Annotated in this window: 15 protein-coding genes; 5 read left to right on the top strand and 10 right to left on the bottom strand. The window is 64.2% G+C overall.

Annotation, left to right across the window (positions count from 1 at the left end):
• Positions 1-64 precede the first annotated feature (64 nt).
• Entirely contained in the window at positions 65-1,474 is a 1,410-nt protein-coding gene (locus tag AB7531_RS27705; RefSeq protein ID WP_063984003.1) for an aldehyde dehydrogenase family protein, read from the bottom strand.
• Between the two features lie 183 nt (positions 1,475-1,657).
• On the opposite strand from AB7531_RS27705, the gene AB7531_RS27700 reads away from it, so the two are divergent.
• Both AB7531_RS27700 and AB7531_RS27695 read left to right on the top strand, forming a co-directional pair.
• Positions 1,658-2,035 carry a hypothetical protein gene (locus AB7531_RS27700; protein ID WP_028159380.1) on the top strand — a complete coding sequence of 126 codons (378 nt, stop codon included), beginning with the start codon at positions 1,658-1,660 and terminating at the stop codon, positions 2,033-2,035.
• 156 nt (positions 2,036-2,191) lie between these two features.
• Positions 2,192-3,178: a cysteine synthase A gene (locus AB7531_RS27695; RefSeq protein WP_063984002.1), complete on the top strand. Its 987-nt coding sequence runs from the start codon at positions 2,192-2,194 to the stop codon at positions 3,176-3,178.
• Between the two features lie 28 nt (positions 3,179-3,206).
• Here AB7531_RS27695 and AB7531_RS27690 read toward each other — a convergent pair whose 3' ends face one another.
• From AB7531_RS27690 to AB7531_RS27665, 6 genes are all read right to left on the bottom strand, one after another.
• Entirely contained in the window at positions 3,207-3,581 is a 375-nt protein-coding gene (locus AB7531_RS27690) for a winged helix-turn-helix domain-containing protein (protein WP_063984001.1), read from the bottom strand.
• Positions 3,582-3,727: 146 nt separating this feature from the next.
• Complete coding sequence (locus AB7531_RS27685) at positions 3,728-4,939, bottom strand: MFS transporter (protein WP_441280189.1); 1,212 nt, start codon at positions 4,937-4,939, stop codon at positions 3,728-3,730.
• Between the two features lie 118 nt (positions 4,940-5,057).
• Positions 5,058-5,501 (bottom strand): cupin domain-containing protein, encoded by a 444-nt coding sequence (locus tag AB7531_RS27680; RefSeq protein WP_028159377.1) that lies wholly within the window; start codon positions 5,499-5,501, stop codon positions 5,058-5,060.
• 25 nt (positions 5,502-5,526) lie between these two features.
• Positions 5,527-6,327, bottom strand: coding sequence for an alpha/beta fold hydrolase (locus tag AB7531_RS27675; protein ID WP_063984000.1), 801 nt, complete (start codon positions 6,325-6,327; stop codon positions 5,527-5,529).
• Positions 6,328-6,369: 42 nt separating this feature from the next.
• Positions 6,370-6,918 (bottom strand): NAD(P)H-dependent oxidoreductase, encoded by a 549-nt coding sequence (locus AB7531_RS27670; RefSeq protein ID WP_084795173.1) that lies wholly within the window; start codon positions 6,916-6,918, stop codon positions 6,370-6,372.
• Positions 6,919-6,946: 28 nt separating this feature from the next.
• Positions 6,947-8,179, bottom strand: coding sequence for an acyl-CoA dehydrogenase family protein (locus tag AB7531_RS27665; protein ID WP_063986456.1), 1,233 nt, complete (start codon positions 8,177-8,179; stop codon positions 6,947-6,949).
• Between the two features lie 420 nt (positions 8,180-8,599).
• On the opposite strand from AB7531_RS27665, the gene AB7531_RS27660 reads away from it, so the two are divergent.
• On the top strand, positions 8,600-9,391 hold the full coding sequence (locus AB7531_RS27660; RefSeq protein ID WP_135214413.1) for a response regulator transcription factor: 792 nt from the start codon (positions 8,600-8,602) through the stop codon (positions 9,389-9,391).
• A gap of 126 nt (positions 9,392-9,517) precedes the next feature.
• Here the strand turns inward: AB7531_RS27660 and AB7531_RS27655 are convergent, their stop codons facing one another.
• Complete coding sequence (locus AB7531_RS27655) at positions 9,518-10,600, bottom strand: substrate-binding domain-containing protein (RefSeq protein WP_063983998.1); 1,083 nt, start codon at positions 10,598-10,600, stop codon at positions 9,518-9,520.
• 113 nt (positions 10,601-10,713) lie between these two features.
• On the opposite strand from AB7531_RS27655, the gene AB7531_RS27650 reads away from it, so the two are divergent.
• Both AB7531_RS27650 and AB7531_RS27645 read left to right on the top strand, forming a co-directional pair.
• Positions 10,714-12,198 (top strand): aldehyde dehydrogenase family protein, encoded by a 1,485-nt coding sequence (locus AB7531_RS27650; RefSeq protein ID WP_063986455.1) that lies wholly within the window; start codon positions 10,714-10,716, stop codon positions 12,196-12,198.
• Between the two features lie 187 nt (positions 12,199-12,385).
• On the top strand, positions 12,386-12,649 hold the full coding sequence (locus AB7531_RS27645; protein ID WP_063983997.1) for a hypothetical protein: 264 nt from the start codon (positions 12,386-12,388) through the stop codon (positions 12,647-12,649).
• Positions 12,650-12,660: 11 nt separating this feature from the next.
• Here AB7531_RS27645 and AB7531_RS27640 read toward each other — a convergent pair whose 3' ends face one another.
• Both AB7531_RS27640 and AB7531_RS27635 read right to left on the bottom strand, forming a co-directional pair.
• Positions 12,661-13,452: a COG4705 family protein gene (locus AB7531_RS27640; protein WP_441280188.1), complete on the bottom strand. Its 792-nt coding sequence runs from the start codon at positions 13,450-13,452 to the stop codon at positions 12,661-12,663.
• A 69-nt stretch (positions 13,453-13,521) separates the two neighbouring features.
• Positions 13,522-13,860, bottom strand: coding sequence for a hypothetical protein (locus AB7531_RS27635; protein WP_063986454.1), 339 nt, complete (start codon positions 13,858-13,860; stop codon positions 13,522-13,524).
• Positions 13,861-13,978: the final 118 nt, after the last annotated feature.

Here is a 13,978-nt window from a genome sequence, read left to right as displayed (position 1 = left end):
CGGCCTCCGTTTGACGGCAAAGAATTGGGGCCGCGACGTTTCCGCCGCGGCCCCGGTTCTCCGATCAGGCCGCGGGCGGGCCGTTGATGATCTGCAGCTGTGTGAACTCGGCGAGGCCTTCCTCGGCGAATTCAGTGCCGATGCCCGATTGCTTGGCGCCGCCGAACGGGATGTGCGGGGCCATGTCGAGGTGCTTGTTGATCCAGACCGTACCGGACTCGAGCTGTGTTGCGACTTCGTGCGCGCGCTTGATGTCGGACGACCAGACCGAAGCGCCGAGGCCGTAGGTGGTGGCGTTGGCGCGGCGGATCGCATCGTTCTTGTCGGAGTACTTGATCAGCGGCAGCACCGGGCCGAACTGCTCCTCGTCGACCAGTTTCGAGCCTTCCTGGATGTCGCGCACGATGGTCGGCTCGATGAAATAGCCGGGACGGTCCATCGCCGAACCGCCGGCGACCACCTTGCCGTTCTTGCGCGCGTCCTCGAGGAACGTCTTCACCTTCTCGTACTGCATCTTGTTCTGCAGCGGCCCGAGCTTGGTGCCCTGCTTGGCGCCGTCGTCGACCACCGTGCTCTTGGCGATCGCGACCAGCTCGTTGCAGAGCTCGTCATAGACGGACTCGTGGACGTAGAGACGCTTGATGGCGAGGCAGACCTGGCCGGAGTTCTGGAACGCGCCCTCGAAGATGTCGGGAGCGACCTTCTTCGGGTCGACATCGTCGAGCACGATGCCGGCGTCGTTGCCGCCGAGCTCGAGCGTGATGCGCTTGAGCGTCTGCGCCGCGCTCGCCATCACCTTCTGCCCCGTGGCGGAAGAGCCGGTGAACGAGATCTTGCGGATATCAGGATGCTTGGTCATCTCGCCGCCGAGGTCGTTGGCGTCGGTGATGAAGTTGAGAACGCCCTTCGGCAGGACGTCCTTGATCAACTCGGCGAAGCGCAGGGTCGCCAGCGGCGTGGTCGGCGCCGGCTTCACCACCAGCGTGTTGCCGGCGAGCAGCGCCGACGGCAGCTTGAAGCTGAGGATGAGCAGCGGATAGTTCCAGGGAATGATGGCGCCGACGACGCCGAGCGGGCGGCGATAGGCTTCCACCTTGCGGTCACCGGAATCCTCGATCACCTTCATCGGCAATTCGAGCGAGCTGAGGTAGCGGAAGAACGCGGCCATGCCGAGGACCTCGCCGGTGGCGTCGCCAAGCGGCTTGCCTTGCTCGCTGGTGAGGATGTGGGCGAGCTCGCCCGAATTGGCCTCGATCACGTCGGCCATCTCGTTCACGAGCTTGCGGCGTTCCGCCATCGGGGTCGCGGCCCAGGCCGGGAAGGCGGCCTTCGCCGCGGCGACGGCGGCATCAAGCTGCGCCTTCGAGGCACGCGGACACTGCGCCAGCACCTCTTCGGTCGCGGGATTGAGAACCGGCATGGTCTGGTCGCCGGGCACCATCTTGCCGTCGATGAGAAGATTGTAGTCACTCATTGGCTTTGCGCTCCCTTGCAAAAACGGGCCGTTCGGGGCCTCGTTATATCGAACTATATATCACGACTTCGCCGGGCCGACCATGGCGGCCGGTTCGATCAATTCCAGAAAAGCAGGGCTGGACGCGGGTGGACATATCGATATATCGTGATGAATATAGCGAACCGTGTTCCGGGACTGACGATGGAAATCAAGGTGAGGCAGCTCACGACCTGCGAGGTGGCGTCCGACGGCGGCGCGATCTCGCTGGGCTTCGAGGATCTGGCGGGCAACCCCGCCGCGGTCAGTGTCTCGCTCAACCAGGTCGGCGCCCTCATCATGACGCTGCCCGGGCTGCTCGAGGCGGCGCTGAAGGCCCGCTACGGCGACCAGAGCTTGCGCTACGCCTATCCGCTGGCGTCCTGGGCGATCGAGCAGGCGACCGATACGACCCAGCGCATCATTACGCTTCAAACCGAGGACGGCTTCAAGGTGCGCTTCTCGATCCCGAAAGCCGAGCAGAGCCTGCTCGGCGAAGCGCTGACCCAGCCGATGCCGGAAATGTCGGTGCGGCCGAACTAGCGGCTTGGGCCAAAGGCGCAATTAAAACGCAGCCCAAGAATGAAATTGCCGATTGGGCCGGTCGGGCGCCGGAAATGTTGCACGCGTCGCCTGAACTAGAGAATCGCTTTGCCTGTTCGCCAGCCTAAAGTTGTGGGCGCGTAGGGGTGGCAAGCGATGAGAGATGTTCGAACGGGTTTCCTGGACGCTATCGGCAACACGCCATTGATCAGGCTGCGAATGCCGTCGGAGGCCACGGGTTGCGAGATCTATGGCAAGGCCGAATTTCTCAATCCCGGCGGCTCGATCAAGGATCGCGCGGCGCTGGCCATGATCGACGATGCCGAGCGATGCGGCAAGCTTGAGCCGGGAGGCGTCATCGTCGAAGGAACAGCCGGCAATGTCGGAATCGGCATAGCGCTCGTGGCGAATGCACGCGGCTATCGAAGCGTGATCGTGATGCCTGACACGCAAAGTCAGGAGAAAAAGGACATGTTGCGGTTGTGCGGTGCCGACTTGCGCCTGGTGCCTGCCGTACCCTATTCCAATCCGGGTCATTACGCGCGCTATTCCGGTCAGCTCGCCGAGGAGCTCGGTGCTTTCTGGGCCAATCAGTTCGACAATGTCGCCAATCGGGACGGGCATTATCGCACGACTGGTCCGGAGATTTGGCAGCAGACGGATGGACGAATCGATGGCTTCACATGTGCCGTCGGGAGCGGCGGTACCTTGGGTGGGATCGCGCGAGCCCTCAAGGAGCGAAATCCCGGCATCAAGATTGCGCTCAGCGATCCCATGGGGGCCGCTCTCTACAATTGGTTCACCAAAGGGGAACTGACGACAGAGGGAGACTCCATCACCGAAGGGATCGGGCAAGTCCGTGTCACCCGGAACCTCGAAGGCACGCCCATCGATACGGCATATCAGATTACGGACGAGGAAGCCTTGCCTGTCCTGTTCGACCTGATCGAGCACGAAGGACTGGTGTTGGGCGGCTCAAGCGCGATCAATATCGTTGGAGCCATGCGACTTGCGCGCGACCTCGGTCCAGGCAAAACCATCGTGACCATCCTCGCGGATGGCGGACAGCGCTATCAATCCAAGCTGTTCAACCCGGAATTCCTGCGCAAGAAAAATCTGCCCCTGCCACGCTGGATGCGCTAGCGAGCCGCCAGGATGCGCGCCCGTCCGTTCACGATTTCCGCGAACGGCCGATGTCGCTCCTGAGCGCTTCCAGCTCCTTGTGCACGGCGCGCGCGGCGTCGCGTTCGATCTTGCGGTAGCGCGCGACAAGCTTTTCGCCGAAGGGCGTGAGCATCGCGCCGCCGCCGTTCTTGCCGCCGGCCTGCGGCTCGACCACGGGATGTCCGCAAATGCGGTTGATCTCGTCCACGAGATCCCAGGCACGCTTGTAGGACATGTCCATGGCGCGGCCGGCCGCCGAGATCGAGCCTTGCTCGCGGATCTGCTCCAAAAGCTCGATCTTGCCGGGCCCGATCCGATCCTCGCCATCGAGGTCGATGCGCAGACTGAGCTGGGGAAGCGATTTGGCGCTCGCGCGCGGCATGACGGGGTCTCTTGGGGCACTTGCATGCGAGATTGCCACTCTTGCCCGCCGCGGACAAGGTGAGGGCGCCCGATTTCCCAAAAGATGGACCTTTGTCGAGGTCCCAAGGGCACGGGCTTCTGCCCCGTGCCCTTGATCGCTGCATCTTATTCCGCGGGGCTTCCGACCACCGCGCCCTGACTGACGTCCTCGCGGGCGAGGATCATCAAAAGGCCGACGATGATGAGCTCGACCACCGCGAAAGCAATGAAGGCGCCGGTGAACGAGCCGGCCGAGGCGTTGATGATGGCGCCCATCATCCAGGGCGCCACGAAGGCCGAGAAGATGCCAAATACCTCGGCGTATCCAATCGCGGCCGGTGCGAGCGCGTCGGAGTATTTTTCGCTGAGCAGGGCGAAGATAGCGCCGCCGCCGAGAAGCGCGATACCGCTGAGTGCTGCAAACAGCACCAGCATCGAGAACGGCATCGGTGTGACCACGCTCCACAGGAACATCAGCGCGGTCAGGAAAGCGAGACATGCGGTGAGTTTGATCATGAAGGGCTTGCCGAGCCGATCGGACATGTAGCCGCCAATCACCAGGAATAGCACCTGCGACAACCCCATGACGGTGCCGATGACAGCGCCCGCTTCCGGCGGCATGTGCTGTACTGTGATGAAGGCCGGCACCACCCAGGTGGCGGTGCCGGCGATCGCGAAGGTGCAGGCCACGATGCCGAAGCCGCCGACCGCGATCCATTTCGAGCGGAAGATCTCGCCGAGCGGCAGGTGCTCCTGCGGTGTTTCATTGCCCCAGGTAAAACCGTCGATGCCGAGCTCGCGCGGATTGTTACGGACGACGAGTGCGTCGACGGCTGCAACGAGCAGCGTGCCGATCGCCAGCACGGCGAAGAAGGTCCGCCAACCGGTCGCAATCGTCAGGGGAATGCCGAGCGCGAAATCCATGGTGATGGCGAGGCTGTAGGCGGCGAGGATGATGCCTACCACCGAGCCACGCCGACTTTGCGGAAACCAGCCGAAGATCAGCTTCATGTTGCCGATGAAGATGCCGGCGTCGAAGAAGCCGATCACGAGCCGGAGCATCACGAGCTGCGTGTAGCTTTGCACGAACACCTGGAGCACCATGCCAATACCAGTGCCCGCAAGCCCGATCAGCAGCATGTTGCGCGCCGTCATCGACCGGCTGACCGGAGACCAGACGACCATGCCGATGCCGTAGGTCAGCGCAAAGATGCCTTGGGCGAGTCCCGCCTCGGCGGGATTGAGCTTGAGGCTCTCGGAGACGAATGGCAGGACGGCCGCGAAGGCATACCAGTCGGCGGCGAGAAAGATCTCGCAGAGGATGGCGAGCGCCAGCATGGCTTTTTGCCACCGGGCTATCCGACGGCGGTCGTTCTCGGAGATGGACGTCCAAGTTGTTGTCAGCATGGTCATCATCGGTTCTCGCGGTTTGCGTGTCGACGGAATCGGCGTGGCCTCAGGCGGGCGGCGGCAGGAAGTTGACCTCGTGTTCGGCGGCACGTCGCACGACCTCCTGCGGATCGGGGAGATTGTGGATGCGCTCGAACAGCTCTTTCAGCGACCGCGTCGGTGCGACCCAGAACAGGCTGGTGGCGGTTTCACCCGACTTGTTGAAAATGCCGTGGGGGATGCCCTTGGGCATGCGGACGAGGTCGCCGGCCTTGGCGACAAAGTCCTTGCCGTCGAGCCAGAGGTCGTAGCGGCCGCTCAGCACATAGACGAATTCATCCTGGGTCGGATGCACGTGCGGCGGCACGAAGGTGCCATCCGGAAACACGGCATGCCAGGCCATCGACGCTTCGGAATGCTGCTTCAGCGTGTAGGTCTGGCCCAGAATGTTCCAGATGACGTTGCCAAAGCCTTCTTTGGCAGGGGTCACGCCCGGAGGCATCTCGATCATGGTGGTGTCCTCTGTTGTGTGCGGATCAATCGACGAGAAAATCGGTGACGTAGTGTGCGGAAGACGGCGTTTCCTCGAACACGAGATGACCGGTCGCCGGCACCAGCGTCACGCGTGCGTCGGGGAGCCCTGCTTTCCAGGCATCTGCCTGGGCGGTCGGGCGCAAGCGATCTGCGGCCCCCCACAGCACCAGCGTCGGCATCGTGATTCGATGCAGCCAGTGCGCGAGCTTGGGATTGCCCTGCGGTTCGCTGCGGATCAGCTTGGCAAAGCCCGTGACCTCGCGTCCAAGCCGGGCGTCGAAGGCCGGATCGGGCGCCTTGGGAAAGTAACGGAGTGCCGCGGCCGGATCGTGCGCGAGATAGGCTGGCAGTTCTTGCGGTGCGATCTCGAACAATCCGGGCGCAGGCGCGCTTCCGACCACAAGACCGGCGGGCGCAACCAGCACCAGCTTGCGGACCCGATCCGGCTGACGGATCGCGAACTCCGCGGCAAGCCATCCGCCGAGCGAGAACCCGGCGAGGTCGAACTGCTCAAGGCCAAGCTTGTCGAACAGATCCATGTAGTGAAGGACGTGATCCTCGACGGTGTCGATCGTCTCGGAGTCGCCGGAGTCGCCGAAGCCCGCATGATAGGGGATGATGACCGTGTGCCGCTTCGCCCAATCGCGCGCCATCTCGAAGCCGGTGAAGGTGCCGGTGCCGTGCAGGAACACCAGCACGGGGCCGCTTCCGATGCTGTGAACGACGGTCCGCACGCCGTTGATCGTATGTTCCGCGCGGGAGAAGCCGGTGAGATCGGGCGAGGGTTTGACGGTATCAAGCATGGTCGTCTCCGGTTGAAGGCGGCAGAGCCGGGCGTTGGTGAGTCATGCGGCGGCTTCCTGGCGACCGCTGAGAAGTGAGGCGAATTGTTCGACGGCGTTGGCGAGCCGCGCGGCCGTCATTGGTGCGAGCGGCTCGCCCGGTACGATCTCGCCGCTGCTGGAGTAGATCGCCGTCGAAACGGTGCAGGCTTCGAAGAAGCCGAACAGCGGGCGGAGCTGGTGCTCGACCACCAGCGAGTGGCGCAGGCCGCCGCCGACCGCGGTCAACAGCACCGGGCGGTTGCGCAGCACGCTGGGTTCGATCAAGTCGAATACGTGCTTGAACAATCCGGGATAAGAGCCCTGGAACACCGGGCATCCGATCACGAGACCGTCGGCTTGTTCGATGGCCTCGACGACGGCGCGCGCGTTGTCATCGAGTGCAGTCCGGGTGAAGCCGGCGATGCCGCAACCGGCGTCGACAAGGTCGAGGACGGTGGTCTTCAGTCCATGCTGCGCCTGAAGATCGGCGGCGACGGCTTCCACCAGCATGCGCGACTTCGCCGGGCGCCAACTATTGCCGCAGAAGCCAACGATGCGGGATGTCCTCACCTCGACGCCCTCGTGTCTGGTCGCTTGCTCAGCCCGTCACCCCGAAGACCGTCCATTGCGCACCAGGGCCGGGGAGGCCGAGCAGCGCACGGCCGCACTCTTCGACGATCTGGTCGGCCATCAGGATGTGCTGCGTGCCCGAATGGATGTCGCGATAGAACCGCTGCATCGGCGTGTTGTGCAGCGAGGCGCCGCGCGCGGCGCGATGCGCGAAGGTGGCGACATCCGACAGAACGTCGTGGACGTGGCGCAATGACAGCTTGATCATCGTCATCTGCTCCAGCGACGGACTTTCACCGCCGGCACAAGTCTCCGAGACGTCCTTCCAGGTTTCGTGGACCAACGCACGTGCTGCGCGGAAACGAGCTTCGGCCTGCGCAAACTGGAACTTGAAGCTCGCGCTGTCGCGCGACTTGCCGAATGGATCCTGGCGCTGGACGATCACCTTGACGAGTTCGTCGAGCATGCGGCGGCCGACACCGACGGCCCAGGCGGAATGCGCCCAGGCGCTGTAGCCCGCCAGTCCCAGTGCACCCTGCACACCACCTCGGCGCGGCGCGCCAATGTCAAAATCGTAGGTCATGTGCGTGGGCACGAACAACTCGTCGCCCTCGCTCAAAGTGTAGTCGAAACTTCCCGTCGCGCGCAGGCCGAGCACGTCCCAATTGCCCATCAACTTGATGGTCGCGCGCGGATGGTGGGTGACGACGATCTTGGGCTGGCCGTTCGGGCCGAACACCATGTCCTTGCCGGATGCGTCGGTGACGAAGCAGCCTGAATGGACCCACTCGGCGTGCTGAATGCCGCTGCCATAGGCCCAGTTACCGCGGATCATGTAACCGCCATCGACCGGTCGGGCGAAGCCGCGCGGCACGCCGTTGCCGGCAATCGTAATGTCGGGCCCGCCCGCGAAGACTTTCTTGATGCCTTCGTCCTCGATGTAGATGGCGAGCGTCGTGCCTTCCATGTTGTTGCCGATGGCGCACCAGCCGGCGGAGGCGTGTGCGTAAGCGAGCCGCTCGATCACGGTCATGGCGTCGTAAGGCAGAAGCTCGGCGCCGCCGACCTCCTTCGGGAACAGCATGGTGTAGATGCCGGCCTTGCGCAGCGCCGCTACCACGTCGTCAGTCAGATAGCCCTGTGTCTCAGCCTCCGCGGCCCTGGATTCGACCAGCGGTAGCAGCGCGTCGAGGCGCGCATGGAACTCGGCCACCGTCGGGGTCGCGGAAGGCTTTACGGCGAGTTGCACGGAAGGGCTCATGGTCGGTGTCTCCACGTCGGGCTGTTGGTTCTTCGCGCAACGCTGCTGCACGCGAAGATCTGGGTCGGGCGGAACAGACGCCGGTCGCGGGCAAGACTCCGCCCAAACGCGCCAAAGACTGTTGGTGCGCGCGACGAACGGCTCGCGTTGGTGTCGAGATGTCCCCGTCGGAACCGCGCGAACGTCGTTACGCGATCCCGATGGCCGGGATGCTAGAGATGAGGCGGCCAAAGCAGCAATCCCCCATCATGGGGGGTGTTGGCCATGCTGCTCTGCCGCAAAGCTGGGCCGGGAGAGCAGTGTTTTGCCGCTTCTTTTCGCTTGACCAAAGGTCAGGCGAGGCAGAAATTTTAAGCCTATAACAATCGGCAATGACGCGCGTGTGTCCGAGGGCACCGCGCGTTCGCGCGAGGAGTGGCGGTGAGAGCCGAGCAGGAGCATTTGGATGGTCTGCCCGAGCGCCAGCTCGCAGATCGGCTGATGTCCATCGCCGAGAGCCGCTCGGTGCGCGCGCTTGGCATTGCCTGCTGCTCGGCGATCACGGAATTGACGGGATCGCCGACCGTCGGCCTCTATTTGCTCGACGGGCTCGAACCGGAACTGGTCTACAGCCGGCACGTCGCAGAAGGCCTGCTCGACAATTACAGGGCCGGCTTCTGGAAGCGCGACCCCGTGCTCGACTGCATCATGACCCAAGGCCGCGCGGTCGACGGCGAAACGGTGATCGGTCCGCAGCAATGGCGGCACAGTCCGTCCTTCGAGATGCTGCACGAGTGGGGCTTTGCATACAACATGGGCGGCCCGTTGTGGTGCGGGCAGAAGATCGTCGGCGTGCTGTTTACGGCGACGACCGATACGGACGCGCCCTACACGATGCGGTCGCGGCAGCGCATGGAGATGCTGTGTCGGGCCGGCTCGCTCGCTTTGACCAACATGACGAACGCGGGCGCGATCGACGCCCATCCTGCCGCAATCCGGGTCCCCGAGCCGGCAACGACGCCGGTGGCGACGCTCTCGGCATCGCTTCCGCCACGGTCCGCGGACGTCGCGATCCGGGTCTGCCGCGGCCAGACCAACAAGGAAATCGCCCGCGAGATGGGGATTTCCGATCAGACCGTGAAGGAGCACGTCGCGAACCTGTGCCGACGCTTCGGCGTGCACAACCGCACCGAGCTTGCGGCTTGCCTGCTGAGTCCGAGCGCTCGGCAATAAGGTGCCGCGCCGGGGCAGATGTGGTTGACGATCAGCTTGAGCGAACCGACGAAGGTCGGACGCTGCCGATAGTGCCCGTACCGCGCGTCCCAGCGGCCGGACGTGAGATCGTTGCCGAGCCGAGCATCATCGCACGGCGTGCATCTCCAGAAACGCCTTCACGCCGGTTACGTTACCGGTATCCGACGGCACGTAGCCGGGCAGGGTGGCGACGGCGGCGCGGAAATCGGCGCTGCGCATGATCTCCAGGATGCGCTGCATCGGCCCGGTATCGAGGAAGGCACGCTTGCAGACGAAGAAATAATCCTCGGTGAGGATGCGGATGAAATCGAGGCCGAAGTGGCGCGCGGCCGCCTCGACACCAAAGCTCGCATCCGCCATGCCGCTCGCGACATAGGCCGCGACGGCGGCGTGGGTGAACTCGATCTGCTGCGCGCCGTTGATCTTGCTCTCGTCGATGCCGTTCGCGGCAAGCAGCTGGTCGAACAACAGGCGCGTGCCGGAATCATGGTCGCGGTTGACGAAGCGGACTTTTGGACCGGTGAGATCCTGAAGCGAGGAAATACGCAGCGGATTGCCGCGCGCGACCATCAGCCCCATCTCGCGCGTGACGAAACTGATGATGCGATCCTCGCGCGGATCCAGCCATTCGCGCGCCGCCTTGATGCCCTGGGCCCGCAACGCGCCGTGCGGCAGATGCAGGCCCGAGAGATCGCAGGCGCCCTGCGCCAGCGCGACCAGCGAATGTTGGTTGCTGACATAGCGCAAATCGACGCCGATGCCGGGCTCGCGATCGAGGAATTCGCGCAGCTTTGCCACGGCAAAGCCGTGGCTGGCATGAACGCGGATCACCGAAGGGCGCTGTTCGAGGAACGGCTTGATCTCGCTCGCCAGCTCCTGCGCCAGGTTTTCGAGCTGCGGCCCGAGCCGGGCCTGCATGCGTTCGCCGGCCCATACCAGCCGCTCGCCGAACGGCGTGAGCTTCGAGCCCTTGCCGCGCTGGGTCTCGACCAGAGGGGTTCCGAAGAACTCCGACCATTGCTCGATCAGATTCCAGACGTGCCGGTAGGACAGGTGCACATCGCTGGCCGCGCTCGTGATCTTTCCGGTCTTCCGGATCTCGTTGAGCACGCCGAGCATGATCACGGCGGTGCGCGGGCTGCCCTCGTGGCGAAATCGCCAGACGGCCTCGATCTCGATCTGAAGCATCTGAAATCCTTATGAACTGCACTTCATATGTGAGGCGTCCATTTGCAAACCATATCATATTTACTCCGGCCAATAGGCGCCTAGTCTGGTATACCAGATCAGGAGGAAATATGATGTCCGTTGCATATGACTTTGCGCACTCGCCGGCCACCGAGTTCATGTCCCGGCCGCAGCATCTGCTCATCGACGGCCGCCGCGTCCCCGCGAGCTCCGGCCGTACCTTCAAATCCCTCAATCCCGCCACCGGGCAGGTCATCGCCATCGTCGCCGAGGGTAACGAGGCCGATGTCGAGCACGCCGTGGCAGCCGCGCGGCGGGCCTTCGAAGGCCCCTGGCGCACGATGCGGGCGTCGGAGCGCGGCCAGATCCTGCTGCGCTGGGCGGACCTGCTCAAGCAGCACGCCGAAGAAATCATCGAGCTCGAATCGATCGACGCCGGCAAGCCGATCTCCGCGACGACGCGCCAGGATTTTCCGGCCGCGGTCGACACGCTGATCTATTACGCCGGCTGGGCCGACAAGATCAGCGGCGATGTCGTGCCGGTGCGCGACGATGCATTGACTTATACCGTGCGCGAGCCGGTCGGCGTGGTCGCGGCCATCGTGCCGTGGAATTTCCCGCTGATGATCGGCATGTGGAAGCTCGCGCCGGCGCTGGCCTGCGGCTGCACCATCGTGATGAAGCCGGCAGAGCTGACCTCGCTGTCGGCGCTGCGCATCGCCGAGCTCGCACTCGAAGCGGGCCTGCCGGCGGGCGTCTTCAACGTCGTCACCGGTCCGGGCCGCGTCGTCGGCGACGCGCTGGTCAATCACCCTGACGTGGACAAGGTGACCTTCACCGGCTCACCCGGCGTCGGCCGTGGAATCATGAAGGGCGCGGCGAGCAACTTCAAGCGCGTCTCGCTCGAGCTCGGCGGCAAGTCGGCCAACGTCATCTTCGACGATGCCGATCTCGAAGCGGCGTCCAAGGCTGCGGCCTCAGGCATCTTCTTCAATGCCGGCCAGGTGTGCTCGGCCGGCTCCCGCGTGCTGGTGCAGGAGAAGGCTTACGACGAAGTCGTGGAGCGTCTGGCGGCGCGCGCAAAGTCGCTCAGGATCGGCGATCCGCTCGATCGCAAGACGGTGCTCGGTCCTGTGATCTCCGAGAAGCAGATGAAGTCGATCCTCGACTATGTCGACATCGGCCAAAAGGAGGGCGCGACCCTCGTCACCGGTGGCGAGAAAGTCGGTGATCGCGGCTATTTCATCAGCCCCGCGGTGTTCGCAGGCGTCGCACACGAGATGCGGATCTCGCAGGAGGAGATTTTTGGCCCCGTCGTCAGCGTCATCAAGTTCAAGGACGAGGCCGATGCGCTCAGGATCGCCAACGGCACGGCCTACAGCCTCGCCGCCGGGGTCTGGAGCCGCGACATCGGCAAGCTCCAGCGCTTCGCCAAGCGGGCGCGTGCGGGCACGGTCTGGATGAACACCTATGGCTACACCGACGTGCGCCTGCCCTGGGGCGGCGAGCGCGACTCCGGCCTCGGCCGTGAGCACGGCACCGCCGCGCTCGACAATTTCACCGAGCCCAAGGCTGTCTGGATGAATCTGGCCGTCTGATAACCTCCCGATCGGCCAATCCTGGGCCCGCCTGATCGTCCGGTCAGGCGGGCTCTCTTTTCGACATCGATAAAATTGTCTGCATTCCGCTCAGCGGCGGCAAACCCTGCGGACAAGAAGGCTGCTGCCTTAAACCTCCACTTTGGAACCGGCGTGCATCCTGCCTGCAAAAGGTTGGGGCATCGACATGTCTGTTCTCAGGGAGATCGTTGCGGCGGTTGCGGGAGTCTACGCGCTCCTGTTCGTCTGCGACGCATTGTTCGGCGTCGGCGAGGCGCGTTTCGACGACGCCTATTACAGCGCCAGCTTCTACGCGCCGCGGCCGAAGGAATTCCGCTTCGCCAGCGATACGCCGCCGGCGGTCCGCGTCAGCGAGGCCTTCGCGCAGTTTGCGCCGGGCGAGGCCAAGCCGAACCGGCGCTACTCGTCTCTGACGACGATCATTCGCTAACGTTCGGCCATTCAGGCTTGCTCCGGCGCCGGGGCGTCGCCGGGATGCTGCCCCGCGCGTTGCGGGATCAGCAGCAGGCACCCCAGCATAAAAGCTGCGATCACGACCGAGGCCAGCGGCCGGCTCAGCGCCAGCCCGCCGTGGTCGAGCGGCTTGTCGAGAAAGTCGCCGACGGTCGCACCCAGCGGACGCGTCAAGATGACGGCGGCCCAGAACAGCGTGACGCGTGAGACGCGGGTCCAGAAGTAAAGTGCAGCGATAACGACGAGTCCGGCCGCGAAGATCAATGCGCCGCCGCGATAGCCCATATCGCCGGTATCCGCGATCCAGTCGCCGAGCGCAGTACCCAGCGTTTGCGAAAAGGTGATCGCGCCCCAATAGAACGCCTCAACGCGCGGTGTGCTGACGCTGTTGACCGAGATCGTTCCCTCGGCGCGATACCAGAGGCCGAGCACCAGCACGAGACAAGTGAGCAGCAGCGTCGAGCCGCCGGTATAGCCGATGCCGAGCGAGCGGTCGGCGAAGTCAGCCATCGTGGTGCCGAAGGTGGTCGATGCGACGATGGTGGCCCAATACAGTGCCGGATGGAATTTGCGCGCGCGGACCTGCGCCGCGACCAGGACGATCATGGCCGCGAGGAACAGGCAGGTCCCGGCCAGATAGCCCCAGTTCAGCGTCATGGTGACGGTGTCACCGCCGGTCTCGCCGAGCGTGGTGGCGGCGATCTTGATGATCCAGAAACCGAGCGTGACCTCGGGGACCTTGCTCTCGCTGATGATATTGCTTTTGGTCTGATCTTCCATGGTGTCCTCGTTGATATGTCAGCCGCGGACCGGGATCCGCGGCTGACGGGATGATGGCGCGCAGAGGCGTCAGGACTTCGCGGCGGTATCCATGGCCGCGAGCAGATCAGCGACTGCCTGTTTGCACTTCGCCGCATCCGGCGCGCCCGCGCGCAACGCCTCCAGCGCGCGGTCGATCGCCTTGTCGACGGTGTGCCAATCGGCTGCCGCGCGCGGCTTCAATCCGGCTTCTGCCTCGTCCCATTTGGTCTCGAGGTCCTTGATCCTTGTCTTGGCGGCGGGGAGGTCGCCCTTGTCGATCAGCGCGGCGACGTCGACCACGATGCTCCGGAACGGCGTGAGATCGCCGAGCTTTGCGGTCGCGGCTTCCGCGAGCGGCACGAAGGTGAAGTGCTGGCTCGCATGCATGCGCGGTTCGCCCGTGAAGGTCGTCACGAGGCAGACGGCGACGGCGGAAATCAGTTTCATCATGTGGTTTCTCCTGGTGGAGCTCCTGCTTCATGCAGAGAGCGGGATTTCGCGGTTG

The sequence above is a fragment of the Bradyrhizobium sp. 63_E2_N1_3 genome, assembly GCF_052076005.1.
GTDB lineage: Bacteria > Pseudomonadota > Alphaproteobacteria > Rhizobiales > Xanthobacteraceae > Bradyrhizobium > Bradyrhizobium barranii.
This window is presented reverse-complemented; position numbering and strand designations above follow the sequence as displayed.